At 64.8% G+C, this 25,206-nt stretch carries 27 protein-coding genes; 26 read left to right on the top strand and 1 reads right to left on the bottom strand.

Annotated features, from left to right (window positions below):
• Window positions 1-115: 115 nt before the first annotated feature.
• Window positions 116-643 carry a hypothetical protein gene (locus tag MOE34_RS17765; RefSeq protein ID WP_242218810.1) on the bottom strand — a complete coding sequence of 176 codons (528 nt, stop codon included), beginning with the start codon at window positions 641-643 and terminating at the stop codon, window positions 116-118.
• 644 nt (window positions 644-1,287) lie between these two features.
• Here MOE34_RS17765 and MOE34_RS17760 point away from each other — a divergent pair.
• From MOE34_RS17760 to trbE, 26 genes are all read left to right on the top strand, one after another.
• A complete protein-coding gene (locus tag MOE34_RS17760) occupies window positions 1,288-3,573 on the top strand; it encodes an argonaute/piwi family protein (protein WP_242218808.1) in 2,286 nt (761 codons plus the stop codon).
• Entirely contained in the window at window positions 3,561-4,730 is a 1,170-nt protein-coding gene (locus MOE34_RS17755) for a hypothetical protein (RefSeq protein ID WP_242218806.1), read from the top strand. Before MOE34_RS17760 ends, MOE34_RS17755 begins: the two co-directional genes overlap by 13 nt.
• A 68-nt stretch (window positions 4,731-4,798) precedes the next feature.
• On the top strand, window positions 4,799-6,094 hold the full coding sequence (locus MOE34_RS17750) for a hypothetical protein (protein ID WP_242218804.1): 1,296 nt from the start codon (window positions 4,799-4,801) through the stop codon (window positions 6,092-6,094).
• Window positions 6,095-6,888: 794 nt separating this feature from the next.
• Window positions 6,889-7,437, top strand: coding sequence for a hypothetical protein (locus MOE34_RS17745; protein ID WP_242218802.1), 549 nt, complete (start codon window positions 6,889-6,891; stop codon window positions 7,435-7,437).
• A 449-nt stretch (window positions 7,438-7,886) separates the two neighbouring features.
• Window positions 7,887-8,396: a hypothetical protein gene (locus MOE34_RS17740; RefSeq protein WP_242218800.1), complete on the top strand. Its 510-nt coding sequence runs from the start codon at window positions 7,887-7,889 to the stop codon at window positions 8,394-8,396.
• 622 nt (window positions 8,397-9,018) lie between these two features.
• A complete protein-coding gene (locus MOE34_RS17735) occupies window positions 9,019-9,183 on the top strand; it encodes a hypothetical protein (protein ID WP_242218798.1) in 165 nt (54 codons plus the stop codon).
• A 213-nt stretch (window positions 9,184-9,396) separates the two neighbouring features.
• Complete coding sequence (locus MOE34_RS17730) at window positions 9,397-9,651, top strand: helix-turn-helix domain-containing protein (protein WP_003500086.1); 255 nt, start codon at window positions 9,397-9,399, stop codon at window positions 9,649-9,651.
• A gap of 115 nt (window positions 9,652-9,766) precedes the next feature.
• Window positions 9,767-10,033: a DNA -binding domain-containing protein gene (locus MOE34_RS17725; RefSeq protein WP_242218796.1), complete on the top strand. Its 267-nt coding sequence runs from the start codon at window positions 9,767-9,769 to the stop codon at window positions 10,031-10,033.
• 122 nt (window positions 10,034-10,155) lie between these two features.
• Window positions 10,156-10,380: a transcriptional regulator domain-containing protein gene (locus tag MOE34_RS17720; RefSeq protein ID WP_242218794.1), complete on the top strand. Its 225-nt coding sequence runs from the start codon at window positions 10,156-10,158 to the stop codon at window positions 10,378-10,380.
• Between the two features lie 16 nt (window positions 10,381-10,396).
• On the top strand, window positions 10,397-10,930 hold the full coding sequence (locus MOE34_RS25525; RefSeq protein WP_347342766.1) for a DUF2285 domain-containing protein: 534 nt from the start codon (window positions 10,397-10,399) through the stop codon (window positions 10,928-10,930).
• Window positions 10,931-11,064: 134 nt separating this feature from the next.
• Window positions 11,065-11,352, top strand: a complete 288-nt coding sequence (locus tag MOE34_RS17710; protein ID WP_242218792.1) for a helix-turn-helix transcriptional regulator — start codon at window positions 11,065-11,067, stop codon at window positions 11,350-11,352.
• 12 nt (window positions 11,353-11,364) lie between these two features.
• Complete coding sequence (locus MOE34_RS17705) at window positions 11,365-12,561, top strand: replication initiator protein A (RefSeq protein WP_242218791.1); 1,197 nt, start codon at window positions 11,365-11,367, stop codon at window positions 12,559-12,561.
• Window positions 12,558-13,211, top strand: a complete 654-nt coding sequence (gene parA / locus MOE34_RS17700; RefSeq protein ID WP_242218790.1) for a ParA family partition ATPase — start codon at window positions 12,558-12,560, stop codon at window positions 13,209-13,211. Before MOE34_RS17705 ends, parA begins: the two co-directional genes overlap by 4 nt.
• The gene (locus MOE34_RS17695) at window positions 13,208-13,966 is read left to right on the top strand and encodes a DNA-methyltransferase (RefSeq protein ID WP_242218789.1); all 759 of its coding nucleotides are present in this window, start codon (window positions 13,208-13,210) and stop codon (window positions 13,964-13,966) included. Before parA ends, MOE34_RS17695 begins: the two co-directional genes overlap by 4 nt.
• Window positions 13,963-14,217, top strand: a complete 255-nt coding sequence (locus MOE34_RS17690) for a ribbon-helix-helix protein (protein ID WP_003500093.1) — start codon at window positions 13,963-13,965, stop codon at window positions 14,215-14,217. The genes MOE34_RS17695 and MOE34_RS17690 overlap by 4 nt, the downstream gene beginning before the upstream one ends.
• A complete protein-coding gene (locus tag MOE34_RS17685; protein ID WP_003500094.1) occupies window positions 14,214-14,732 on the top strand; it encodes a DUF2840 domain-containing protein in 519 nt (172 codons plus the stop codon). Before MOE34_RS17690 ends, MOE34_RS17685 begins: the two co-directional genes overlap by 4 nt.
• On the top strand, window positions 14,729-15,271 hold the full coding sequence (locus MOE34_RS17680) for a S26 family signal peptidase (protein WP_003500095.1): 543 nt from the start codon (window positions 14,729-14,731) through the stop codon (window positions 15,269-15,271). Before MOE34_RS17685 ends, MOE34_RS17680 begins: the two co-directional genes overlap by 4 nt.
• Before the next feature lie 47 nt (window positions 15,272-15,318).
• Window positions 15,319-15,654, top strand: a complete 336-nt coding sequence (locus tag MOE34_RS17675) for a DUF736 domain-containing protein (protein ID WP_242218788.1) — start codon at window positions 15,319-15,321, stop codon at window positions 15,652-15,654.
• The gene (locus MOE34_RS17670) at window positions 15,655-16,380 is read left to right on the top strand and encodes a lytic transglycosylase domain-containing protein (RefSeq protein ID WP_242218787.1); all 726 of its coding nucleotides are present in this window, start codon (window positions 15,655-15,657) and stop codon (window positions 16,378-16,380) included.
• 244 nt (window positions 16,381-16,624) lie between these two features.
• The gene (locus MOE34_RS17665) at window positions 16,625-18,364 is read left to right on the top strand and encodes a relaxase/mobilization nuclease domain-containing protein (RefSeq protein ID WP_242218786.1); all 1,740 of its coding nucleotides are present in this window, start codon (window positions 16,625-16,627) and stop codon (window positions 18,362-18,364) included.
• A gap of 31 nt (window positions 18,365-18,395) precedes the next feature.
• Window positions 18,396-20,381 carry a conjugal transfer protein TraG gene (locus MOE34_RS17660; RefSeq protein WP_242218784.1) on the top strand — a complete coding sequence of 662 codons (1,986 nt, stop codon included), beginning with the start codon at window positions 18,396-18,398 and terminating at the stop codon, window positions 20,379-20,381.
• Window positions 20,382-20,389: 8 nt separating this feature from the next.
• A complete protein-coding gene (locus MOE34_RS17655) occupies window positions 20,390-20,836 on the top strand; it encodes a hypothetical protein (RefSeq protein WP_003500104.1) in 447 nt (148 codons plus the stop codon).
• Between the two features lie 299 nt (window positions 20,837-21,135).
• Window positions 21,136-22,068 (top strand): P-type conjugative transfer ATPase TrbB, encoded by a 933-nt coding sequence (gene trbB, locus MOE34_RS17650; RefSeq protein ID WP_003500105.1) that lies wholly within the window; start codon window positions 21,136-21,138, stop codon window positions 22,066-22,068.
• 122 nt (window positions 22,069-22,190) lie between these two features.
• A complete protein-coding gene (locus MOE34_RS17645) occupies window positions 22,191-22,463 on the top strand; it encodes a TrbC/VirB2 family protein (RefSeq protein ID WP_234825348.1) in 273 nt (90 codons plus the stop codon).
• Window positions 22,463-22,744, top strand: a complete 282-nt coding sequence (locus MOE34_RS17640; RefSeq protein WP_003500121.1) for a VirB3 family type IV secretion system protein — start codon at window positions 22,463-22,465, stop codon at window positions 22,742-22,744. Before MOE34_RS17645 ends, MOE34_RS17640 begins: the two co-directional genes overlap by 1 nt.
• A 10-nt stretch (window positions 22,745-22,754) precedes the next feature.
• A complete protein-coding gene (trbE, locus tag MOE34_RS17635; RefSeq protein ID WP_003500123.1) occupies window positions 22,755-25,205 on the top strand; it encodes a conjugal transfer protein TrbE in 2,451 nt (816 codons plus the stop codon).
• The last annotated feature ends 1 nt before the right edge of the window (window position 25,206 follow it).

Below are 25,206 nucleotides of genomic sequence, written 5' to 3'. Positions count from 1 at the left end.
AACACGGTGACATGGGGATGAGTTGCGAATAGCCAAAAACCAGCGCAGAGAGACTGGATCACCGCGCTGGTTTTTATCTGTAGCCTGCAATACTGAGTGGGCGCGGGGACTATACCTAAGCGGCTCTGGAAAGCTCAGCAGCCTTCTTTAGCCGTTCACGGAGGGCGGTGTCCTTCTGAACAATCACTTCGTTGGCTTCTCTGAAAACCTCGGCCTCGACGAGCGCCTCCTTGCCGAGCTGCTCGCGATCAACAAACCACCGTGCTACAGCGGGCCAGCTCCAGAGCGGGCTTTCATCCGTAATCTTTGCTACCGGTGCGGGAAAATCCTTGCCGCGCGTGCCTTTTGCATAGTGGCTGATCGCACTTCTGGTGGTACCGGCACGGTCCGCAATTTCAGACAGATTGACAAGCGGATCGGGTTCCACCCGGTCAACCGAAGCCCCGGTTGACCGCACATCCTCAATCGCGGAGGAAATTGCTTCTTCAATGGATTCCGCCTCTCGGGCGAAGTCGACAATGATATGTCCTTTCTGAAAGGCAATCAGCGCATCATCACAGCCCGCCGCATAGAAACGATCTTCGAAGTCATCCGCATTCGGGTCAAGACCAGAAGCGATAACGCTAAACTCGTATGTCTTCATCGCTTGTCTCCTTTAACTTGTGTGGACATCGGTCCACTGCCCGAATGATCTGCTTGGCATGGTTTTCAGGATTTCTGGGGGTCCCATTCACACCAAACTGGCATCCGTCACGATCCGCATGCGCACAGTACAATCGACCCCAATGACCTTGCTTTCGCCATACCCAGCCTTTCGACTCTGCATAACCAACTGCGTCCTCGATCTCTTTGTTCGGATGACGAGGCCTGCTCATTCAATGCCTCTATAGATGGCACCTGTGTAAACATATGTCAACACAAATTGTTCCTTGCAACTTTAGTAATCAATCCGCGCCTTTCTTCTACCGCTCGAGGCAACCAAAGGCCAGATACAGAAGTTCGGAATGCGGTGCAGGGCGGGCGTGTTCGTAGCAGAAGCGTTCACACGGAAATCCGAATAGCCGCTTCCCCTCGAATGACGACCATCGGCGGACTTTGATAGCGAAGCAGACACCTTTGTTCGCTCGAGAAGACACCGCCTGTAGAGCCGCTTATTTTCCGGCGTTTTGCGCAAGAAAGCTGGGAATTGCCCTACCAGCGCGTGGTTGCATTCTCGGCATGTCGACCGACTTGCGGTATCGTCGACGCGACTCACGGAATTCCACGAGAGGGGTTTGCCAAGGGCTCATGAGCCAGCTTTCGCTTAATTTCGCGCCACTCTCCATAACCGGCGACACATCAGTCCGTGTTGGCCGGCAACCGTTTGATGCGGAGCGTCTTGCCGATCTGAGGGCCGAATTCGTCGACAGCCATGTTTTTCACCGAAGCGGCGTTGACGATACGATCATCGACATACCCATTGTCGATGGGTCCGTTCCCCTCGGTACCGTCAGTGAAGAAATTGACCTTCTGAAGGAACGCCGGCTTTGGCCGACGCTCTTTTCCGCCGCATTGCTGCGTGCGTTCGGCGGCGTTCGCGACATCCTGTCCGACCGTCCGGTCAGTGTAGTTGGGCCTGTTGGCCGTGGGTATCTCCTTCATCCGGAGCTTCCCGAATGGATTCAACGTCGTACGCTCCTTCGTTTCGATACCAGAACTATCCACGCTGACGGAAGAAGCACGCTCGGAGTCGTTTGCGAAACCAAGTTGAAGAGCTTTCTCGCTGCGCCGTGTTCTGTCCTCCTCGAACACGAGATTCCGCTCTTGGGACGGTATGTCACCATACGGCAACCCGCTGCGGATTCCCGCGTCCTAGATCGTGTGCGACTCGTCGGAAAAGTTGTCGCGGTGGACGGCGACATTCTGTCTCTCACCGACAACGCCGAAGGATACGAAACGGTGAAAACGGGAGAAGCCTTTCTGGAACCTCGCCGGGAAATAATGGAAGATGTCGTGAATTGCCTCCTCGGGCGGCGGGCGCGGTCCGTTCTGGATGAAGCCGAGCGTCATGCCGCATCATTTCATTCTGGCCCCGGGCGACGAGACCAGACTGCGGACGCGTTGAAGTATCTCCGGGAGAAGGCAAACATCGAGGCCGTGCCTGGGGCAAAGTTTGTGGTAGGAGAATTGCTATCTAGCCGCAGCCGGTCGTTTCCGAAGACCGAGAATATCTTCTCCCCCACCTTGCTTTTCGACCCGAGCGGAACTCGAAAAGACACATGGAAAGAGCGCGGACTTAAGGAAAGCGGGCCTTTCGACCAGCGGACTTTCAGTCCCAAGCAACTGCGGATCGCTGTGGTTTGCCAAGCCAGGCACGAAGGCCAGGTCGACGGATTCCTGGCCAAATTTCTCGAGGGAATGCCGAACGCCCTCACGGGGGCGAAAAAAGAGGCACGGTATGGAGACGGCTTCCTACGACGCTTCCACCTAGACAAGCCATCCGTGAATTTCTTCACGACGGCAGGTTCGTCTGCAGAGGACTATTTGGTCGCGAGCAGGGCCGCGCTGTCAAAATCGGCCGATGAGGGGTTCAAATGGGATTTGGCTATTGTCCAGGTGGAGGAAGAGTTCAAGGCTTCTGACGGAGGCGACAATCCGTATTACGCCACCAAGTCAGTTTTCCTGAAGCGGGATGTCCCGGTCCAGAGCGTTCGACTGGAAACGATGGCCCAACCTGATGGAGAACTTGTGTTCTCGCTCAATCATCTGAGCCTCGCCACTTACGCGAAACTCGGAGGCACCCCTTGGCTGCTTGCAGCTCAGCAGACGGTAGCCCACGAACTGGTTATCGGTCTTGGTTCTCATACCGAGTCGTCCAGCCGAATTGGCGCCGGAAAGCGGTATGTCGGGATAACGACGGTTTTTTCGAGCGACGGCAGCTATTTGCTGAGCGATAGAACGGCCGTGGTCCCCTATGAAGACTATGCCGCGGCGCTCTACGACACTCTCAAGCGCGCGATAACGACCATCCGGACCCAAGACAATTGGCGCAGTTCCGACAAGGTCCGACTCGTGTTCCACATGTTCAAGCCACTGAAGGATGTCGAAGCGGAAGCCGTTGAGAGGGTCGTCCACGACCTAAAACTTCAGGACGTGACCTTCGCGTTCGTGCATGTCGCGCCCGATCATCCTTTTATCGTGTTCGACCATGCACAGAGCGGATATGGGTTTCGCGATCCCAAAAAGGGGGTGCTCGGACCCACGCGTGGTTTGCATATCAAGCTGGGGGACCGGGAATCCCTCGTCGTCTTTTCGGGTGCTTCGGAACTCAAGAAGCCGGAAGACGGAATGCCGCGACCTTGCTTGTTGAAACTTCACCGCCTTTCGACCTTCACCGACATGACATACATCGCCCGCCAGGCTTTCGCGTTCGCGGGTCATTCGTGGCGAATGATGTCACCGGAGCCGTTCCCTATTACGATCCGCTATTCTGACCTTATCTCGGAACGTTTGACCGGGCTGGCCGCCGTCCCGGGTTGGGATGCCGAGGCTGTTAAATTCGGCCAGATCGGGCGAACATTGTGGTTCCTATAGCGACGATAGCGCTGGCTGACGTTCACGACGCGCTGCGCGCCAAGGCGCAGGTATCGGACGATCTACCATGCCACGTCGGGGCCTTCTGCGCTTGGGTCACCGGGAACGAAGCCAACTTGCGAGCGCAGGTGCGGCGCGCGCTGGATTTCGACGGGCAAGCCAGGCATCCCGAGCACATCGCGGCACTCGGTTTCGGCGCGGCAGGGAAGGTGCTCGATGAAACCCAGCTGTCGCTTATGAACGAAGAAATCAGACATCTATCAGGTCGCAATTTCTTCTCGCCCGGCCGGCCGCTACGCATCGAGGCAGATGGTATCGGCCTTCTAGGAATCGCCTTGGGAGCCGCGGACGGCCAGACCGGAGGGCCGTGGCTCGCCAATCTCCTTCAACAGGCATCATCCTCAACCGATCCATGGCAGCAGGGCTTGATCCGCGCCGCCCGGATTGTTTGCGGCGAGGCGAATATCACCGTCTCGCCTCCCGAGCTTTCGGTCGCGTTGGCCGAGGTTCTCGGTCGGCAAATGAACAGCGAAGATGTAGAGCCGGCTTGGCAAGCTGCCGTTCAGATGCTGCCTCATGGCGACGGAGTGGCGCGTGATGCCGTTCGTCTGGCTGTTTTCGAGTTTGCACTTGCAAGATTGGCTCACGTGTCCGTGGGGGCTGCGGGGATCGACGACCTCAAGGCGCTTCTTCGCAATTCGGGTCGGGCACTCAAGCTATGGAGATACGAGGACAAGCCTCGGACTGCGAATTCCGCTCCCGCGCGCTGGAACGTAGAAAACGAGTACCACGTCCAGTCGTTTCTCTGGGCGATTCTGGCTCCGGTGTTTGCCGACCTCGAGGACGAGGAAAACCTTCCGTCCGTCGGTCACAAACATCCACGAGCCGATCTAGGGATTCCTTCCTTGCGGACAATCGTCGAGGTCAAGTTCCTCCGCTCCGCAGGCCAGGCCGCGCTTGCTAAAGTCACAGAGGAAGTAGCGGCGGATACCAGTCTCTACCTGAGCACTGATAGCGGCTACGACAACATCATGGTCGTGGTCTGGGACGACAGTGCGCAGACAGAGCAGCACCACGAACTAAAATCCGGACTGGAGTCGATCGGGGGGACTACCTGTGCCGTGATCATACCTCGACCTCTGAAAATGAAGCGATGAAGATTGACGGTAGGAATCTTGATTGGACCGCTCCGCTAACCGGACACGACTGGCGTGACGATGAGCTTATGCTGGCAGTCGCATGGCTTAAGAGCCTGGTACCGCATCGTGAAATAGAGCGGCGGCTCGAAGCTGCGAAAACGCGCCTCGCAGTAGCCAGGCAACGCCAAAGAGATGGAGAACGCTCCGTTCTGTTCGACGAGAGCGACACGATCGCATGGTATATTCTTCAGGCGGAATCGTTCGCAACGGACCGGATGTATGTCGCCCCCGAGGGCATAATGCGTGCCGTGCCGTATCTTACCCGCATCGGGAAGGAGCTTCCGCTCATGCTTTCCGTAAAAGGTGCGGAAGAGCGTGCAGCGCGGATGATGACCTCGGATAAAAGTCAGCCTGACGGAGCGCTTTTCGAATTGCTCGTCAGTCTGGCGTGGAAGCGCAACGGCTGGAAAAATGTGGAGTTCCTGCCCGAGAAAAGGGGGATCGCGAGAACGCCGGACCTTTTGGCATCGAAGCCTCGTACAAGGTGGGCTATTGAATGCAAGCGAATGGTTCCATCGACGTATGCGAAGAGTGAACGTGCGGCAGGGATGAAACTCGCGGAGCCGGTTCATACCCTCATGCTCGAACGCTACTCATCCCACGTCGTCGAGGTGATCTACAACGTCGAGCTTTCGGATATTCCGGACGACTATCTCGTACGCATGGTCGATAGGGCCTTGAAACGCAAGATTTCGCAGGCATGGAGCGACGAAATCTCGAAAGGAATTGTCCGGCCGGTGGAATGGAGCCTCGTACGTGGCGTGATGGCCCATGATTTTGTCTATTACGGCGGCAGCCGGATGATCGAGCTTCTCACAGGACGATATGAGGAAGATGCGGACTACAGCATGGCTGCGAAATGGCGGCCAAGAGCCGACAAGCCGGAATACGCGGACGCGATCTACCAGGCTAGCGTCGTCGTTTGGGGCGGCGTTGCGGCAGAAGCTTCTCGTCGCAAAGCAGGACATTTCCGACGCGTCTTAGCAAATGCGGAGGGCCAGCTGCCTCCCGATATTCCTGGCGTTATTCACGTTGGGATCGAAAGTAAATCCGGTAGGTTCGTCGACTTTTTCCGGGATATGCAAAATCGCTCGCAGGCGCGATCATTCCAGCCCACGACCTCGCATCTGCGTTGGGTGTACGCAAATCATTTCATACCCGAGGACACCACGCGCCGCGACGAGTCTTGGGCGATGACTGAGACGATGGCGCCATATCGGGTGGGGAAGCACGGCACAAAGTCTCCACTTCCCGGGCATATGCTCGTGTCACCCGAAGACGAAACCGTTCCCGGGCCGCACTGGAAGGGGCCATGGAATTGAGCGGATACGGCGTGTCCTTGGAAGGTCCGGTCGAAACACTGCCTACAATTAATTCGTGACGCCTCCCTATCAGACCATTGCCACGTTATTAATTTGACGCGAGAATTGTAAACATAGGAGGCGAATGCGGGTCACCAATGAGAGCGAAGTTTACAAATTTGAGGAGTGAGTGCCAAAGAAGTACGCTGGAAACCCTGCTTTACCGGGTCTCTCTCTCTCAGTTTGCAATTTGGACTCTCTATTACCGTTCTGAGCGGGAGCCCCACGGCCCGGCGGCGCAAGCCGCCGGGTTTCTCCATGTTCGCGACCGATCGCGCCGCCGGAAGATTTACCGGCCCGGCCCCCCGCGCTGCCGCGCGGCGATCCGAGGTCTTCGCCGGGGCATCGGGCAGGTCCAAAAACCGGCATCCACTTTTTGGCCCGATGCTCCCCTGATGAAAGGGGGGCGGAGCCGCCCCTCTCAAACTCACCCCGAAGGGTCAGGGCAAAGCCCCGCACCCTCCAGCTCCCCCACCCATGAAGGGGGTGCGACACCCCCTCCAAACCACCCCGGCCCATACGGACGCGGCCCCTTGTCGGGGCCGCGGGCTATCTCTCTCTGACTGCGCATTGTACGCCAGCCCATCCGGCGTCAAGGACTGCGCGGCCCCTCCAATTTTCGACTCCGTTCCTTGCTAGGCCCGGATCAGAAAATCGGTTCCTCCGCTTGCCGCACGGCGGCCGCGTTCCGCGTTCCCTGACCCCTCTGTGCTGAGGCGTGGACACCTTTCGTCAGAAACGAAAGGAGACTTAGAATGTCCAAGCTCGATTTCCTCGACTTCCACGCGAAGTTCATCGCCTTCGAAAATCAGGTTCGTGCGAACCGCGCCGAGTGCGACACACGCTTTGCCGAGGTCGTCCATGACCGGCTCGCCGATGCGCTCGAGCAGCTTGCCGGGTTCTGCCGGGAAGGCCATCGGGCGGAAGCGTTGCTTCGGACCGAGACCGATCCGGCCGCGCGCGAGGCTCTGGAGATGACCATCGACTTCTGCGTCGGCGATCTCGAAACCAGCGGAGGTGGCTTCTATCCCTGGCATCTCCTGGATTGCATCGATCCGGAGATGGACTGGGGCGGCTACAGAGATCCGGTCGCGGAAATGTGGTGCCCTCGTCCGATCCCGAAGAGCTTCACCGTCAGCGACGAGCACCTCCTCGGTCTCGGCGAGATCATCCGGCGGATCGCGGCCGATACCGGCATCCGCTTCACCACCTATCTCTACTACGACTGCATCGGGCCGGACGGGGCGGCGGGCCTCGAACCCGCGATCTACGAGACCCCTATCAGAAACGAAAGATACCGATAGTGCCGGAGAGGCGGCGGGCGGCGGCAGCCGCCTGCCGCCTTTGCGATGTCCTGGCTGCAAAGCCGAGCGGATCGACCGCTCGACCTTGCTGATGAAAGGGGGGCAAGCCACCCCTCTCAAGCTCTCCCCGGAAGGGGCAGGGCAGAGCCCCGCCCCCTCCAGCTCCCCCACCCATGAAGGGGGTGCGACACCCCCTCCAAACCACCCCGGCCCATACGGACACGGCCCCTTGTCGGGGCCGCGGGCTATCTCTCTCTGACTACGCATTGTACGCCAGCCCATCCGGCGTCAAGGACTGCGCGGTCCCTCCAATTTTCCTCCGCCGGCCAGAGGCCGACTCCACAAAATCGGTTCCTCCGCTTGCCGCACGGCGGCCGCGTTCCGCGGTCCCTGACCCCTCTGTGCTTGAGGCGTGGACACCTTTCGTCAGAAACGAAAGGAGACTTGATATGTCTGATTTCCACTATGTCGAACTCTATGCGAAGTTCGCAGGCTTCCGCATCATGGTGCTTGCCAACCGGCTTGCCTGCGACGACGATTTCAGCCGCGGCGCTCACGACAGGCTGGTGGCCAAGCTCGACCAGCTCATCGACCTGGCGCGCGGGACGCTCGCCGCTCAGCATGCGCTGGCGCTGAACCCCGATGGCCCCGATGCAGACGATCTCGGCGAGCAGATCTGGGGCGCCGGGCAGGATCTCACCTACAATTGGCGTGAACCGGACGGCATCGATCTTCTTCATTGCGAGGTTCACGTCGATTGGGCCACGAAGGAATACTACGACAGCCGTACCGGGACGTGGCGCTTCCTCGACGGTTTCCCTCCGCCGCGCGTCGAAATCGGCGACAACCGCCTGAACGGCCTTTGCGCCATCCTGCGCCAGATCGCCGCCGAGACCGGCATCCGGTTCAACACCTACACCACCGATCCCGCCTTCGAGGACGAAGAGCAGGACGGATGACGTCATCAGGCGACAGGCGGCTTCGGCCACCTGTCGCCTTTCCGTTGAGCCGGGAGCAAAGGCCGCCGGTTCGACCGGCCGCCTTTGCTTGCGAAAAGAGGGCCTTGCCCCCTCTCGCGCTCTCCCCATGAAGGAAGGGCAAGCCCCTCCTTCAAACATCCTCCCATGGGGAAAGGGGACGGTTCCCTCCTCCCTTTCCCCAAACCCCTTTCCCTCTCCCGGACGCCGTTTTCCGCTGCGCCCTGAGCGGACCGCCTCAGCGAAGGGGAACGCAACTTTGGCATTGATCATTCGCCGAGACGGCGCGAATCCGTCCGGCAGAACCGCGGGTGCGCAGCTTCGTTGCCGACGCCGGACCGAGTGGGGTGCCCGATCACCCGTCGCGTGCTCGGCCTGGCGCTCGCATCTGGAAGGCGTTCGAGGCTCGCGGTCGGACGCCACCCCGCTCTTGAGTGCTCCACTCTGGTTTCGCCATGCCCTTCCACGATCAACCCGTGAAGGGTCCGCTACGCTATGCGTGCGGCCTTTGCCGGCACAGCCTGCAAGGTGATCGCGGCCATTCCGAAACATTTCGGGAGCCTGTCGAGCGGGGATGGTCCCGCTCCCGCACAGGAGCCGAGAAATGTCCCTTCCAGACGCAAGCGCCTACGCCTTCAGCCTCGCCTCTACCTTGATGGTCTCCATCGTCATCTTCCGGGCCGGGGACGGCACGATGGCTGTGATGCCCTTCGCCGAATATGACGGCGACGAGGATGCGATCGTCGGGGAGATCGACCCGTTCGCCTGATCCGGCCAGGGGGCGCTCGCCCCCCTTTCCGGCTCCTCGCCGGGAGGACGCCACAGACCTGGCGAGCGTGCCGCGCGGCGACCGAATCAGTTCTGCCTAACCCCCAGAGAATCCGTTAATCTCATTCGATTATCGCTGGCCCTTTTTGCCAAGAGCGACTAAATTAGTCGTAGTTCTGGCGTGCGCATTCGTGGCTGTAGGAGGTGATCATGCATGATCACCGCCCGACAGTCGCGGGCCGCGCGCGCGTTGCTTGGATGGACGCAGGAGACGCTCGCTGACAAGGCCCAGGTTTCCCTGACCGCGCTCAAGCGCCTTGAGTCCGAGAGCGGCCTCAAGGTCTACGAAAGCACGCGGGATCAGGTGCGCCGGGCTCTCGAAAACAACGGCATCATGTTTCTGAGCACCGATCAGGGTGAGGGCTTGATGCTTGTTCGGCCGAAACAACAGCACCGCAAAGAATACTGATGCCGCTATTCCCTTCTGAAGCAAACCTTCCTTTGTCATTCTGCCGTGCCGGGCTGGCACATTGGCGGCGCGCTGGAACGCAAACCCAGGGAACCAGCCATGATCGGACCCTGCCGTGACCGACAACGCCTTTCTCGACGCACCGCCGAATTGCCCGGAACTGACCCCCTACGACCGCAAGAACATGAAGCGCTATTTCCGCCTGCACGACTCGGCTGTGGACGGCGCGTGCTGGCGGGAGGCGGTCTCGATCCTGTTCGGCCTCGACGCGGACCGCGAGCCTGAACGCGCGCGGCGCGTCTACGACACCCACCTGGCGCGGGCGCGCTGGCTGACCGAGCAGGGCTATCGCCATCTCGTGCGCGAAGGATACCGGAAATAGGCGATCACCGTGATGCCTGCGCGGCAACATCCGTTGCCAGCGATCGGGCTTCCGCGAGCAAGCGGCAATTGTAATCATCGCTCCTCTGCACGCCCTAATTCTACGACTGCGAGGAGGAGGCGATGATACCCGACATATCGCAGTGGCGATCTTCCTCCACCTACGACTTCCTCGACGACATCGACTCCCCTGACATCGCCTGGGAGTGGCTTCGCCGCAATGCGAAGTATCAGGGCGACTACAGGGCCGTGGCCGACGCGGCGGACGACGATACGCCCGCCACCGTTGACCTGATCAACAACTGGGGGCTTTGCTTTCCCCGTCCGGCCCGGCCTCTCGGCCGTTGAAACGCCGGTATTCTGGCTGCCCGGCCACGACACCGGCGCTCTCGTCCTCGCCGCCACGCCGCCCATCCTTTCCGGCGGACTTGATCTCTCGGCCGCTCTCGGATCGGCCGAGGCCCGAGCGAGCGGCGACGGCGAGTATTTCCGGTTCGACCTCGGTGGCGGCCGCTACCTCAATCTCGTACGCCTTTCCGGCGCTGACGCCGGCGGGCCGCTCTCGATCGTCATTCCGATCGATACGGACGGACTCGACCGCGCCGATGCCGTCCAACGCCTGTTCAGCCGGCTGTTGCGGCGGCGCGTGCCGGACGACCGGCGTCTGACCCGCCAGCAACGCCGGCGGGCGCGGCACATGCTCCAGGCTGTCGATGGCCGCATGAACGGCGCGACCTACCGAGAGATCGCGGGCGTCATCTACGGACAAGCGCGGATCGCCGACGAACCCTGGAAGACGTCGGCCCTGCGCGATGCCGTCATGGATCTCGTCAAAGACGCCTTCTCCATGATCGAGGGCGGCTATCTCAGCCTCCTGCGCCGGCGCCGGCGCAAATAATCCGGCGTCGGGCCAGGGGGTGCGATTTTAGCATCGCCATCTTCGCACTCCCCCCTGCCGTTGCTTCTTCGCCACCGTGGCCTTCGACCGCCGCTGACCATCAGCGGTCTCGCGAACCCCACGGAGGCCCGATCATGACGCCCGACATTTCCGACCTGCCGCCACGCTATCTTCGCACGCCCGAGGCCGCGCTATACCTCGGCCTGTCTGGCCGGACCCTCGAAAAGCATCGCACCTACGGCACCGGCCCGGCCTATCGCAAGCTCGGCGGCCGCGTCGTCTACGCGATCGAGGACCTCAAAGCCTGGGCCGAGCGGGGCGCTGTCACCTCGACCGCCGATCCACGCGGCTCGGTCTTGCCTGCCAAGCGCCATGCATCCCTGGTGTCGCCCGCCTACAATGGCGTGCGGCGGCATCGCTGAGGTGGACCCGGCATGCAGCGCCGCCGCCTCATAGCCCCCAGCGAACGCAACACGCTCGATCCCTTCGTCGTCGCGACAGGCGATGCGAAGCCGCGCGACCAGCGCGATCTCATGGAACGGCCGTTCTTCTCGCTGGCCAAGGCCAAGCGCGTCGTGCCGATCCTCTACGAGGCCGGCGACGTGCGCGTCGAGGTCCTTGCCGTGCAGGAGCACGGCATGGCGACCATCTGGGACGCCGACGTCCTGATCTGGGCCGCGAGCCAGATCGTCGAAGCCGAGAATCTCGGCCTTCGAACCTCGCGCTTCCTGCGCTTCACCCCCTATCAGCTTCTCACCGCGATCGGCCGCGAGACCGGCGCGCGCGACTACAAGCTCCTCAAGGGCGCACTCTCGCGGCTCCAGTCCACGGTCATCCGCACCAACATCCGTCAGGGCGAGAACTGGCGGCGGCACCAGTTCTCATGGATAAACGAGTGGGAGGAACTTTCCCGCGCCGACGGCCGCGTCGAGGGCATGGAGTTCGTCCTGCCGGACTGGTTCTACCGGGGCGTCGTCGACCGCTCGCTGGTCCTCACCATCGATCCGGCCTACTTCCGATTGAGCGGCGGTATCGAGCGCTGGCTCTACCGCGTCGCCCGCAAGCACGCCGGACGGCAGCCCGGCGGCTGGCTGTTCGACGTTCCGCACCTCCATGAGAAGTCCGGCAGCCTGGCGCGCGTCTCCGACTTCGCGCTCCACCTCCGGCGCATCGCCCTGCGCCAGCCGCTGCCAGGCTACCGCCTGCGCATCGAGCGGGAGGGGCGCCGCGAACTGCTCAGGATCGTGCCCGCCAGCCAGTCGACGGCCCCTGTGGACAAGGCTGTGGATGCGATCGGGACTTCGCACGCAGCGCTATCGGGATTTCGCACGCAAACGGTATCGGGACTTCGCACGCACGCACCGCAGTTAAGCCTCTGGCCCGAAACGACGATTCCGGGCCTTAACTTAGAGTCTAATAGAGAATCTAACCTTTCTGAGCGCGCGCGCGATGTGGAAAACCTCATCCGCAGCGCCGCCAAAAGTCTCGATGCCGGCGTCGCCAAGACAAAGCCCGGACATGGGCCGCAGGCTAGTCCGGTTACGTCTTTCCGTAAATCCTCCCTTACGGCCGACGATACTTCAAACGCGCCGACGCTGCCCCGATCCCGCAAGCCTGGAGGGCACTCATGATCGTCGCCGTGCTCAACCAGAAGGGCGGCGTCGGCAAGACGACGCTCGCCCTCCATCTCGCCGGCGAATGGGCGCGGCGCGGCAAGCGCGTCACCCTGATCGACGCCGACCCGCAGGGCTCCGCCCTCGACTGGTCGCAGCAGCGCGGGCGAGAGGGCCTGCCACGCGCCTTCGGCGTCGTGGGCCTCGCCCGCGACACGCTGCATCGCGAAGCTCCGGAACTCGCCCGCGACGCCGACCACATCGTCATCGACGGACCGCCCCGTGTCGCCGGGCTCATGCGCTCCGCGCTGCTCGCCGCCGACCTCGTGCTGATGCCGGTGCAACCGTCGCCGCTCGACGGCTGGGCCTCGGCGGAGATGCTGGCGCTCCTGACGGAGGCGCGCATCTACCGGCCTCAGCTCGCCGCCCGCTTCGTCCTCAACCGCTGCGCCGCCCGCACGGTGATCGCCCGCGAGACGGCCGAGACGCTGGCCGAGCACGATCCGCCGGTGCTCGCCACGACGATCGGCCAGCGCGTCATCTTCGCCGACGCCGCGCAGACCGGACGGCTCGCCTGCGAGATCGCCGCCGACAGCCCCGCAGCGCGCGAGATCTCGGCGCTGGCGGCCGAGATCGCGCGGCTCGGCGTCGGGAGGACCGCGCCATGACGGTGCTTTCCGAAACCCTCCTGGCCGGCGATTGCCGCGACCTGATGCCGGCGCGCGGCCCGTTCGACATGATCCTCGCCGATCCGCCCTACGGCGACACATCGCTCGCCTGGGACCGTCGCGTCGAAGGCTGGCTTCCGCTCGCGCGGTCCGCCCTCAAGCCCACCGGCTCTTTGTGGGTGTTCGGGTCGCTGCGCAGCTTCATGGTCACGGCGATCCGGTTCGCGGATGCAGGCTTTCGCATCGCGCAGGAGATCGTCTGGGAGAAGCAGAACGGCTCCAGCTTCCATGCCGACCGCTTCAAGCGGGTGCATGAGCTGGCCGTTCAGTTCTATCCCGCCGAGACGCCTTGGCGCGACGTCTACAACGATGTCCAGACGACCCCGGACGCGCTGGCGCGCACGGTGCGGCGAAAGAAGCGGCCGCCCCATACCGGCCAGATCGACGCCGGCCACTATGTCAGCCAGGACGGCGGGCCGCGCCTTATGCGCTCGGTCATCTACGTGCGCAACGCGCATGGCCGCGCCATCCATCCGACCGAGAAGCCGTCCGCGCTTCTCGAAATTCTGATCCGCACGAGCTGCCCTCCTGGCGGCCTGGTCGGCGACTGGTTCGCCGGTTCGGGCGCGGCGGGCGAAGCCTGCCGGCTTTCCGGCCGCCGCTATCTCGGCTGCGAGATCGACGCCGCCATGGCCGAGCGTGCCCGCGCGCGCATCGCCTCCGTGCTGCCATTCGACGCGGGAGCCGCGCCATGACGGTCCGCACGGAAAAGCGCGGCTTCGCCTCCCGGCCCGGCGACGCCGAAGGCTGGATCAAGGCTGGCGAGACGCCGCCCGCGCGCAGTGGCGATGCCGCCGCCTTCACCGCGCGCCTCACCATCGACATCACGCCCGAGCTGCGCGGCCGCATCAAGATCGCCGCCTTCCGGCGCGGCGTCACGGCGTCCGACATGCTCCGCGAGCTGCTCGAACGCGAATTTCCCGACCGCCAAGGAGACATGCCATGACCGGCAATGCGGCCTACCGCTTGCGCGGCCGTCCGCTGCCGAACGGACCGGCGCCCTTCACCACGCTCGTCGAACTCACCTGGATCGAGAAGCGGATCGAGTGCTGGATCAGGTTCGGCCAGGAGAGCTACGAGCAGAAGCTCGACCGCCGCCGCAGGCTCGTCGGCTTCGCGCCCGAGACGATCTTCTGCCTCGTGCGCTGGGCCGCCAACGAGCACGGCACGATCATCTCGCGCGTCGACATCGTGCGCGCCGTCGACCGAGGCGAGCCGTTCCAGACGCTGCCATTCGTGCGGCCCGGCGGCGACATCCTGCTCAAGATCGACGGCTGGCCGAAGGTTGAGCGCGTGCTCCAGATCGTCGACGCGATCGAGGCGCAGGGCATCGATCCCGCCGAGGTTTCGCCCGACCACTGGCGGCACGTCCACAACCGGCTCGCCGCGGGTCACGAACCGCGCGCCTACACCGTCACCCGGCACAAGGCGTTTCTCCTGCGCCGGAGGGCGGAGCCATGACCCGCCTCGGCTACGCCGTCGTGACGTGCCTCGCGGCCACGGGCGCGGTCGCGGCGGCGATCGTCCCGGCGCCGACACGGCTGATCTGGAACGCGACCGCCAGCGCGCCAGTCGGATTCTACACGGTCGAGCCCGCCGTTGCCCTGGAAGTACCGGATCTGGTCGCCGTGCTGCCGCCCGAGCCGCTCGCGAGCTTCATGGTCGCGCGCGGCTATGTCGGTCGCGGCGTGCCGCTCCTCAAGCGCGTGCTCGGCCTGCCGGGGCAAAGGGTCTGCCGCACCGGGCGCACCATCACGGTCGACGCGGTGGAGATGGGCGAGGCGCTGGAGCGCGACCGTATGGGCCGCGACCTGCCCGCCTGGCAGGGCTGCCGGGTGATCGGCGACGGCGAACTCTTCCTCATGAACGACGTCCGCGACAGCCTCGATGGCCGCTACTTCGGCGCGCTTCCCGCCTCGGCGGTCATCGGCCGCGCGATGCCTCTCTACACCGATGACGACGGCGATGGCCGCTTCGTCTGGCGCGCGCCGACGCGGTGACGACGCGCTCCTTTCATCCTCACCGCAACGCACAGGAGACGAAAACCATGGCGCATCTCGGCCACTTCACCCGCACAGAAACCGGCTTCGAAGGGCGCTTCCGCGCGCTCGGCATCGACGAGCCGCTCACTTTCGTTCCAGCCGAACCATTGGAGACCGAGAACGCGCCGCAATACCGCATCCTGCTCGGCGATCAGGACGGTCTCGACATTGGCGCGGGCTGGTCGCATGTCGGCGAACGCGCTGGCGAGTTCGTCTCCGTCGACCTCTACAGCCCGCTCTTTGGCGGCATTCTGCGCGCCAATCTCTTCCGCGACCCCGACGACGAGACGGTCTGGGGCCTGCACGTCACTCCCTCGAAGAAGAAGCGGGCGGAGGACTGAATGGTGCCGGTCCAACCTTCCGCCAGCGTCGGACCACCTTCCGCCGCCCGACGCCCAGCACTCCTCCTTCTTCTTTCCGGCCTGATCTTCGCCGCGCCCTCGGCGTTCCCGGCTTACGCGCAGACCGTGCAGCCGGCGCGCAACGCGGCCGCCGATCCGCATGCCGCCCACGTTGCCGAGGCGTCGCGACGCTTCGCCATTCCGCAGGCGTGGATCGTCGCGGTAAAGCGCGCCGAAAGCGCCGGCGACATGCGCGCCGTGTCCCCGGCCGGTGCGATGGGCCTGATGCAGATCATGCCCGCGACCTGGGCCGAGCTGCGCGGTCGCTATGGTCTCGGCCGCGACCCGTTCGCTCCGCGCGACAACATCCTCGCGGGCACGGCCTACTTGCGCGAGATGCTCGACCGCTACGGCAATGCTGCGGCGATGCTCGCGGCCTACAATGCCGGGCCGGCGCGGCTCGACGAGTATCTCGCGACGGGCCGTGCGCTGCCCGCCGAAACACGCGCCTATGTCGCCGCAATCCTGCCGGCGATCGGCGTGAAAGCCGACGTCCGCGCCGACGCCATGCTGCGGGGCAAGCCCCGCGGATGGCGGGATTCGCCGCTCTTCGCCGGCGCGCCCAGCGATGCGTCCGCCTCCCTTCCGGCGCGCGGTCAGCCTGTCGTCGCACCGCAGTCCGGCGACCTCTTCATCGCCCGTTCCGGCGCTGGAGGTCCAAGATGACGGCGTTCGCGGACTCGGTCGGCGTAGCGTGCAACCGGCGAGGATCGGCGGTGTGGTGGGGGAGGTGCAGAACCACAACCGGACGATGGCGAGATAAAAAGGCGCGAGGTGCGCTTGATTTCGGTTGTGGTTTTTCAAGGGGTTACGCGCCGTCTGCGCGATGTGCGCGGTTCTGGCGAACCTCGCGATTTTCCGGCTTTCGCCGTCTTTTCCATGACTTGCCGCGATGTGCGGGGCTCATGTCATGAGCGCCGACGACGATTTCCGCATCCGCCCTGGCCGCATCCGCTCTTCGAAGGCGCAGCGCGCCAGACCGTTCATCGCTCAGGCGCTCGCTGCCGCGCAGAAGGCCGGCGGGCGCGTCTCGCGCTCCGGCCGGATCACGCCCGGCAACCGCTCGCAGTTCGGGCGCGGCCGGCGCGCCAGCGTGCAGGCGAACCGCGTGCTCACGCGCCGCTCGCGCAACGTGGTGATCAAGACCCGCGTGGTCCGGCACTCGGCGCGCGCCGCTCCGCTCGCCGCCCATCTCAAATATCTCCAGCGTGACGGCGTGACCCGCGACGGCGAGAAGGCCCGCCTGTTCGGCGCCGAGCTGGACGAGGTGGACGCCCGCGACTTCGCCGAGCGCTGCGAGGACGACCGGCACCACTTCCGCTTCATCGTCTCACCCGAAGACGCCGGGCGCATGACCGATCTGAGGGACTTCGCCCGCGATCTCATGAGCCAGATGGAAAAGGACCTCGGCACGAAGCTCGATTGGGTCGGCGTCGATCACTGGAACACCGACAACCCGCACGTCCACATCATCCTGCGCGGCCGCACGGACGACGGGCAGGACCTCGTGATCGCCCGCGACTACATCAAGGAGGGGATGCGAGCACGCGCGCAGGATCTCGTGACGCAGGACCTCGGCCTGCGCAGCGATCTCGAAATCCGCGGCCATCTGGAGCGGCAGGTCGAGGCCGAGCGCTGGACCGATCTCGACCGGCAGCTCGCGCGCGACGGCTATCGCACCGGCGTCATCGACGTCGCGCCGCATCCCGACCGCCAGCCCGACGAATATCTCCCGCTCAAGGTCGGCCGGCTGCGCAAGCTCGAATCCCTCGGCCTCGCCGAAGAGATCGGCCCCGGCCAGTGGACGATCTCGGACAAGGCCGAGCCGACGCTGCGCGAACTCGGAGAGCGCGGCGACATCATCAAGCGCATGCACCGTGCGCTCGCCGAACGCGGCATCGAGCGTGGCACGGCGAGCTATGTGCTCGCGGCCGAGAGCCTTGACGACCCGATCGTCGGCCGGCTGGTCGAGCGCGGCCTGGATGACGAGCTGAAAGGCACGGCCTATGCCGTGGTCGATGGCGTCGACGGCCGCACCCATCACATCAAGTTCCCCGATCTCGACTCGACCGGCGACAGCGCGCCGGGGTCTATCGTCGAGCTGCGGAAGTTCGACGACGCCCAGGGGCGCCGCCGCGTCGCGCTCGCCGTCCGCTCCGACCTCGACATCGGCCGGCAGGTCTCGGCGACCGGCGCGACCTGGCTCGACCGGCAGAACATTGCCCGCGAGCCGGCGTCGCTCTCGGAGGGCGGCTTCGGCGCGGAGGTGCGCGACGCGCTCGACCGCCGCGCCGAGCGCCTGATCGAGCAGGGCTTTGCCGAGCGGCACGGCCGCAGCGTGATATTCAACCGCAATCTCCTGCGAACCTTGCGCCAGCGCGAGGTCGACGCGCTCGGCGGCCAGATCGCCGCGCAGACGGGTCGCGCGTTCAACCATTCCGCCAGCGGCGAATACGTCGCCGGGACCTATCGCCAGCGCTTCACGCTCGCCTCCGGCCGCTTCGCCATGATCGACGACGGCCTCGGTTTCCAGCTCGTGCCCTGGTCGCCCTCGCTCGAAAAGCAGCTCGCCAAGCACGTCTCCGGCGTCGCGCGCGGGGACGGCGGCGTCGACTGGTCGTTCGGCCGCAAGCGCGGGCTCGGCCTTTGACCATCACACCCTTCCAAGAAAGGACCCCGCAATGTCCGCCACGAAAATCCTCTGGGGCCAGATCCTCACCGTCTTCCTGATCGTCCTTGCGACGACATGGACGGCGACGCAATGGACCGCGTGGCGGCTCGGGTTTCAGGCGCAGCTCGGCGCGCCCTGGTTCGAACTCGCCGGATGGCCGGTCTACTATCCGCCGTCCTTCTTCCTGTGGTGGTACTTCTACGACGCCTATGCGCCGTCCGTTTTCATGGAAGGCGGCCTCGTCGCGGCATCAGGCGGCTTCATCGCCATCGCCGTTGCCATCGGCATGTCGGTCTGGCGGGCGCGCGAGAACAAGGAGGTCGAAACCTTCGGCTCGGCGCGATGGGCGCGGCCGGAGGAGATCACCGCCGCGCGTCTTCTCGACCCGGATGGCGTGGTGCTCGGCCGGATGGATCGCTCCTATCTGCGCCATGACGGGCCGGAGCATGTCATGTGTTTCGCCCCGACCCGATCCGGCAAGGGCGTCGGCCTCGTCGTGCCGACCCTGCTGACCTGGCCGGGAAGCTGCGTCGTCCACGACATCAAGGGCGAGAACTGGAGCCTGACCGCCGGCTTCCGTTCGCGGCACGGCCGCGTCCTCCTGTTCGATCCGACCAATGCGCGCTCCTCGGCCTACAATCCTCTGCTCGAGGTGCGAAAGGGCCAGTGGGAGGTCCGCGACGTCCAGAACATCGCCGACATTCTCGTCGACCCGGAGGGCTCGCTGGAGAAGCGGAACCACTGGGAGAAGACCAGCCACGCGCTTCTGGTCGGCGCGATCCTCCATGTCCTCTATGCCGAGAAGGACAAGACGCTCGCCGGTGTCGCCGCCTTTCTCTCCGATCCGAAGCGGACGATCGAAGCCACGCTCGACGCGATGATGCGAACGGCGCATCTGGGCGAGGCCGGGCCGCACCCTGTCGTCGCCAGCGCGGCGCGCGAGCTGCTCAACAAATCCGATAACGAACGCTCGGGTGTGCTCTCCACCGCGATGTCGTTCCTCGGCCTCTACCGCGATCCGGTCGTGGCCGAGGTGACGCGCCGCTGCGACTGGCGGATCGGCGATATCGTCGGCGCTGCGCGCCCGACGACGCTCTATCTCGTGGTCCCGCCTTCCGACATCAACCGGACCAAGCCGCTGATCCGGTTGATCCTCAACCAGATCGGCCGCCGGCTCACCGAGGAGCTGGAGACGAGGGGCGATCGCCATCGTCTGCTCCTCATGCTCGACGAGTTTCCCGCACTCGGCCGGCTGGATTTTTTTGAGAGTGCGTTAGCCTTCATGGCGGGATACGGGCTGAAGAGCTTCCTGATCGCGCAGTCGCTGAACCAGATCGAGAAAGCCTACGGGCCGAACAATTCGATCCTCGACAACTGCCATGTCCGCGTCGCCTTCGCCACGAATGACGAGCGGACGGCCAAGCGTGTCTCCGACGCGCTCGGCACGGCGACCGAGATGCGGGCGATGAAGAATTATGCCGGGCACAGGTTGAGCCCTTGGCTCGGCCACCTGATGGTGTCGCGCTCGGAGACGGCGCGACCGCTCCTCACGCCCGGCGAGATCATGCAGCTTCCGCCCGCCGACGAAATCGTCATGGTGGCGGGCACGCCGCCGATCCGGGCGAAGAAGGCCCGCTACTTCGAGGACCCGCGTTTTCAGGAAAGGGTCCTGCCGCCCCCGGCGCTGGTCTCCGAGAATGTCGAGCCGGACGACTGGAGCAGCCTGCCCCTGCCGCAGCGGCCGGAGGTCGATCTGACCCCGGTCTCCGGCGTTGGCGAGGATGACGACGATCCGACCGAATCCGAGCGGCGGCACCAGCCTGAACTCAGCCGCGTCAAAACCGTCGAGAAAAAGGAGCCGATCGACAACGAGTTCGGCGGCGATCCCGGCGACGACAGCGAGGACGATACCGTTCGCAACAGCCGGATGAACCGGCTTATGCGGCAGGTCGCGCGGCAGGCTTCGCTCGATCCCAATGACGGCATCGACCTGTGAGGCCCGCGATGATCCGAACACCGAAAAAGCAGCGCCTGTCCGTCTATCTCGATCCCGATGTCATGCAGGCGCTCGTTGCCTATTCGGCCCGGCGCGACCAGTCGCGCTCGCTGATCGCGGAAGCCGCGATCGCGTCCTTCCTGTCACCCGACGATGCCGAGCGCCGGGAGGCGGTCGTCGCCAAGCGCCTCGATCAGCTCGACCGCCGCATGACGCGCCTGGAGCGCGATCTCGGCATCGCCGTCGAGACGCTGGCCGTCTTCGTCCGCTTCTGGCTCACGACGACGCCCGCGTTGCCCGAGCCTGCCGCGCAGGCCGCGAAGGCGAAGGCCGGCGAACGCTACGATGCCTTCGTCGCCGTCCTCGGCCAGCGGCTCGTCAAAGGCCCGAAGCTCCGGCAGGAGGTTTCGGAGGACATGGACGCGGCGGGCAAGGACGAGGGCGGCACGCCGTAGGCCGAGGCGAATTATACAGTCCGCAATCTGACCACCGCGCCGCGAAAACAGATAAGTCCAAGCAACTGATTCGGTTTTCGCGCGCGCCCACCGGGATCACCGTCACGAGCGGACTCCGCCGTTTTCCTGTCTTTGCACGCCACCGCACTACTACGACCGATACTTGTTGAATCGGCCCGACTTCGGGCTCTTTTACTCATCCCCGATCCAGGGCTGCGCATGGGGCGTGCCCGCTACGGGACGGGGACGACGTGGCGCGATCCTTCCAACAGACCGAGGCGACGACGCGGGGAGCGCGGATGCTCCGTACCGCGCTCGGACCCGCAATCGCCGGGTTTCTGGAGGACCCCGCGGTTGTCGAGGTAATGCTCAATCCCGATGGGCGGCTCTGGATCGACCGGCTCTCCGAAGGGCTGGCCGATACGGGGGAGCGGCTGTCGGCGGCCGATGGCGAGCGCATCGTGCGGCTCGTCGCGCATCATGTCGGCGCGGAGGTCCATGCCGGAGCGCCGCGCGTCTCGGCCGAGCTGCCCGAGAGCGGCGAGCGGTTCGAGGGCCTTCTTCCTCCCGTGGTCTCCGCGCCCGCCTTCGCGATCAGAAAGCCGGCCGTCGCGGTATTCACCCTCGCCGATTACGTCGCCTCCGGCATCATGTCCGCCGACCAGGCGCAGACGCTACGCATGGCGGTCCAGTCACGCGCCAACATCCTTGTCGCCGGCGGCACGTCGACCGGCAAGACGACGCTGACCAACGCCTTGCTGGCCGAAGTGGCGAAGGGCGCGGATCGCGTGGTCATCATCGAAGACACCCGCGAGCTGCAATGCGCCGCGCCGAACCTCGTCGCCATGCGGACCAAAGAGGGCGTCGTCACCCTCTCCGATCTCGTGCGCTCGTCGCTGCGCCTGCGCCCTGACCGCATTCCCATCGGCGAGGTGCGCGGCGCCGAGGCCCTCGATCTTCTCAAGGCATGGGGCACCGGACATCCCGGCGGCATCGGCACCATCCATGCCGGCACGGCGATCGGCGCGTTGCGCCGCCTCGAACAGCTCATTCAGGAAGCCGTCGTCACCGTCCCGCGCGCCCTGATCGCCGAGACCATCGATCTCGTCGCCGTGCTCGCCGGCCGAGGCTCCGGCCGCCGTCTCGCCCAGCTCGCCCGCGTCGAAGGGCTCACCGCCGACGGCGACTACCACGTCATTCCCGCAACTCAGCCCCCCACAGGAGAACCTTGATGAAGTCGCCCGCTTCCGCCCCGATCACGACCGTTCCGCCGGTTCCGGCCAAGCCGCCCAGGTCCTCCGTGCTGCGGGGAGCATACGACCGGCTCGCCAGTTCGACCGCGCTCGTCACCATCATGATGATGTCGGCCGCGCCGTCCGCCCACGCCTCCGGCTCCTCGATGCCGTGGGAAGCGCCGCTTCAGAAGATCCTCGAATCCGTCGAAGGGCCGGTCGCGAAAATCGTGGCCGTGATCATTATCATCGTGACGGGTCTGACGCTCGCCTTCGGCGATACGGCCGGCGGCTTCCGCCGTCTCATCCAGATCGTCTTCGGCCTGTCGATCGCGTTCGCGGCCAGTTCCTTCTTCCTCTCCTTCTTCTCGTTCGGCGGCGGGGCGCTCATCTGATGGCGGCCGGCTTCGAACAGCTCGACGCCGTGCCGGGGTTCTCGGTTCCCGTCCATCGCGCGCTGACCGAGCACATCCTGCTCGGCGGCGCGCCGCGCTCGATCGCCATCATGAACGGGACGCTCGCCGGCGCCGTCGGCCTTGGCCTGCGGCTCTGGCTGGTCGGGCTCGCGATCTGGATGATCGGCCATCTCACCGCCGTCTGGGCGGCCAAGCGCGATCCGCTCTTCGTGGAGGTCGGGCGCCGACATCTGCGCATCCCCGGCCACCTGTCGGTGTGAGGGCGCGGCCATGATGAACCTTGCCGAATACCGCCGCACCTCCGCCCGCCTCGCTGATTACCTGCCCTGGGCCGCGCTCGTCGGCGCCGGCGTCGTCCTCAACAAGGATGGCTCGTTCCAGCGCACGGCGCGCTTTCGCGGGCCGGATCTGGATTCCGCCGTGGCGGCCGAACTGGTCGCCGTCGCCGCCCGCCTCAACAACGCCTTCCGCCGCCTCGGCTCCGGCTGGGCGATCTTCGTCGAGGCGCAGCGGTCCGAGGCCGCGACCTATCCCGACAGCCGCTTTCCCGATCCCGCCTCATCGTTGGTCGATTCCGAGCGCAAGGCCGATTTCGAGGAAGAGGGCGCGCATTTCGTGTCCAGCTATTTCCTCACCATGCTTTACCTGCCGCCCGCCGAGGAAGCCGCCCGCACGGAAGCGTGGCTCTATGAAGGCCGGGAGCGCTCCGGCGTCGATCCTCATGAGGCGCTGCGCGCCTTCACCGACCGCACCGATCGCATCCTGGCACTGCTCGACGGCTTCATGCCGGAATGCGCATGGCTCGATGACGGCGAGACGCTCACCTACCTGCATTCGACAATTTCGACCAACCGGCACCGCGTCCGCGTGCCGGAGGCGCCGATGTACCTCGATGCGCTGCTCGCCGACCAGCCGCTCACCGGCGGGCTGGAGCCGCGCCTGGGCGAGCAACATCTTCGCATCCTCACCATTGTCGGATTTCCGACCGCGACGACGCCCGGCATTCTCGACGAGCTGAACCGGCTCGCCTTCGAATATCGCTGGTCGACGCGCGCGATCCTCCTCGACAAGACCGATGCCATCCGCCTCCTGACCAAGATCAGGCGGCAGTGGTTCGCCAAGCGCAAATCGATCGCCGCGATCCTCAAGGAGGTGATGACCAACGAGCAATCCGTGCTCGTCGACACCGACGCCGCGAACAAGGCGCAGGATGCGGATCTCGCGCTTCAGGAACTCGGCCAGGACTTCGCCGGAGAAGCATACATCACCGCCACCGTGACCGTCTGGGACGGCGACGCCCGCGTGGCCGACGAGAAGCTGCGGCTGGTCGAGAAGGTGATCCAGGGCCGCGATTTCACCTGCATGCCCGAGACCATCAACGCCGTGGATGCCTGGCTCGGCAGCCTGCCCGGCCACGTCTACGGAAATGTCCGGCAGCCGCCGGTCAACACCCTCAACCTTGCCCACATGATGCCGCTCAGCGCCGTGTGGGCGGGGCCGGAACGGGACGAGCATCTCGGCGCGCCCCCGCTGCTGTATGGCAGGACCGAAGGCTCGACCCCGTTCCGGCTTTCAATTCACGTCGGCGATGTCGGCCATACGCTCGTCGTCGGCCCGACCGGCGCAGGCAAGTCCGTGCTGCTCGCGCTCATGGCCTTGCAGTTCCGTCGTTACAAGCGCTCGCAGGTCTTCGCCTTCGATTTCGGGGGCAGCATCCGCGCCTCGGCGCTCGCCATGGGCGGCGACTGGCACGATCTCGGCGGCGACCTGACCGATGGCTCGGAAACCTCGGTTTCCCTCCAGCCGCTCGCCCGCATCCATGAGGTGCCGGAACGCGCCTGGGCGGCCGACTGGATCGTCGCCATCCTGATGCGCGAGGGCGTGCAGATCACACCGGAGGTCAAGGAGCACCTCTGGACCGCGCTGACCTCGCTCGCCTCCGCGCCGGTCGGGGAGCGCACCATCACCGGCCTTGCCGTGCTGCTCCAGTCGAACGACCTGAAACAGGCGCTGCGCCCCTACTGCGTCGGCGGTCCATATGGCCGCCTGCTCGACGCCGAGAGCGAGCATCTCGGCTCGGCGTCCGTACAGGCGTTCGAGATCGAGGGGCTAGTCGGAACCGGCTCCGCCGCGGCGGTGCTGGCTTATCTCTTCCATCGCATCGGCGACCGGCTCGACGGCCGGCCGACGCTCCTGATCATCGACGAAGGCTGGCTGGCGCTCGACGACGACGGCTTTTCCGGCCAGCTCCGCGAATGGCTGAAGACGCTGCGCAAGAAGAACGCCAGCGTGATCTTCGCCACGCAATCGCTGTCCGACATCGATGGCAGCAGCATTGCGCCCGCCATCATCGAAAGCTGCCTGACCCGGTTGCTCCTGCCGAATGAACGCGCGGTCGAGCCCCAGATCACGGCGATCTATCGGCGCTTCGGCCTCAACGACCGCCAGATCGAGCTGATCGCCCGCGCCACGCCGAAGCGCGACTACTACTGCCAGTCGCGGCGCGGCAACCGGATGTTCGAGCTGGGCCTGTCGGAAGTCGGGCTCGCGCTTTGCGCGGCCTCCTCGAAATCCGACCAGACCCTCATCGACCAGATCGTCGCCGAACACGGCCGCGACGGCTTCCTGCCCGCGTGGCTCGCGGCGCGCGACGTCGCATGGGCCGCGGACCTCATCCCCGATCTCGTCAACTTCGACCCCCAGCCCGAACAGGAGAACTGAA

The organism is Shinella zoogloeoides, from assembly GCF_022682305.1.
Classification (GTDB): domain Bacteria; phylum Pseudomonadota; class Alphaproteobacteria; order Rhizobiales; family Rhizobiaceae; genus Shinella; species Shinella zoogloeoides_B.
This window is presented reverse-complemented; position numbering and strand designations above follow the sequence as displayed.

Excerpts from the sequence above, each read along its gene's own strand:
- MOE34_RS17765 (WP_242218810.1), bottom strand. The coding sequence starts at position 643 with ATGAAGACATACGAGTTTAGCGTTATCGCTTCTGGTCTTGACCCGAAT.
- MOE34_RS17760 (WP_242218808.1), top strand. The coding sequence starts at position 1,288 with ATGAGCCAGCTTTCGCTTAATTTCGCGCCACTCTCCATAACCGGCGAC.
- MOE34_RS17750 (WP_242218804.1), top strand. The coding sequence starts at position 4,799 with ATGCTGGCAGTCGCATGGCTTAAGAGCCTGGTACCGCATCGTGAAATA.
- MOE34_RS17745 (WP_242218802.1), top strand. The coding sequence starts at position 6,889 with ATGTCCAAGCTCGATTTCCTCGACTTCCACGCGAAGTTCATCGCCTTC.
- MOE34_RS17740 (WP_242218800.1), top strand. The coding sequence starts at position 7,887 with ATGTCTGATTTCCACTATGTCGAACTCTATGCGAAGTTCGCAGGCTTC.
- MOE34_RS17735 (WP_242218798.1), top strand. The coding sequence starts at position 9,019 with ATGTCCCTTCCAGACGCAAGCGCCTACGCCTTCAGCCTCGCCTCTACC.
- MOE34_RS17730 (WP_003500086.1), top strand. The coding sequence starts at position 9,397 with ATGATCACCGCCCGACAGTCGCGGGCCGCGCGCGCGTTGCTTGGATGG.
- MOE34_RS17720 (WP_242218794.1), top strand. The coding sequence starts at position 10,156 with ATGATACCCGACATATCGCAGTGGCGATCTTCCTCCACCTACGACTTC.
- MOE34_RS17710 (WP_242218792.1), top strand. The coding sequence starts at position 11,065 with ATGACGCCCGACATTTCCGACCTGCCGCCACGCTATCTTCGCACGCCC.
- MOE34_RS17705 (WP_242218791.1), top strand. The coding sequence starts at position 11,365 with ATGCAGCGCCGCCGCCTCATAGCCCCCAGCGAACGCAACACGCTCGAT.
- parA (WP_242218790.1), top strand. The coding sequence starts at position 12,558 with ATGATCGTCGCCGTGCTCAACCAGAAGGGCGGCGTCGGCAAGACGACG.
- MOE34_RS17695 (WP_242218789.1), top strand. The coding sequence starts at position 13,208 with ATGACGGTGCTTTCCGAAACCCTCCTGGCCGGCGATTGCCGCGACCTG.
- MOE34_RS17690 (WP_003500093.1), top strand. The coding sequence starts at position 13,963 with ATGACGGTCCGCACGGAAAAGCGCGGCTTCGCCTCCCGGCCCGGCGAC.
- MOE34_RS17685 (WP_003500094.1), top strand. The coding sequence starts at position 14,214 with ATGACCGGCAATGCGGCCTACCGCTTGCGCGGCCGTCCGCTGCCGAAC.
- MOE34_RS17680 (WP_003500095.1), top strand. The coding sequence starts at position 14,729 with ATGACCCGCCTCGGCTACGCCGTCGTGACGTGCCTCGCGGCCACGGGC.
- MOE34_RS17675 (WP_242218788.1), top strand. The coding sequence starts at position 15,319 with ATGGCGCATCTCGGCCACTTCACCCGCACAGAAACCGGCTTCGAAGGG.
- MOE34_RS17670 (WP_242218787.1), top strand. The coding sequence starts at position 15,655 with ATGGTGCCGGTCCAACCTTCCGCCAGCGTCGGACCACCTTCCGCCGCC.
- MOE34_RS17665 (WP_242218786.1), top strand. The coding sequence starts at position 16,625 with ATGAGCGCCGACGACGATTTCCGCATCCGCCCTGGCCGCATCCGCTCT.
- MOE34_RS17660 (WP_242218784.1), top strand. The coding sequence starts at position 18,396 with ATGTCCGCCACGAAAATCCTCTGGGGCCAGATCCTCACCGTCTTCCTG.
- MOE34_RS17655 (WP_003500104.1), top strand. The coding sequence starts at position 20,390 with ATGATCCGAACACCGAAAAAGCAGCGCCTGTCCGTCTATCTCGATCCC.
- trbB (WP_003500105.1), top strand. The coding sequence starts at position 21,136 with ATGCTCCGTACCGCGCTCGGACCCGCAATCGCCGGGTTTCTGGAGGAC.
- MOE34_RS17645 (WP_234825348.1), top strand. The coding sequence starts at position 22,191 with ATGATGATGTCGGCCGCGCCGTCCGCCCACGCCTCCGGCTCCTCGATG.
- MOE34_RS17640 (WP_003500121.1), top strand. The coding sequence starts at position 22,463 with ATGGCGGCCGGCTTCGAACAGCTCGACGCCGTGCCGGGGTTCTCGGTT.
- trbE (WP_003500123.1), top strand. The coding sequence starts at position 22,755 with ATGATGAACCTTGCCGAATACCGCCGCACCTCCGCCCGCCTCGCTGAT.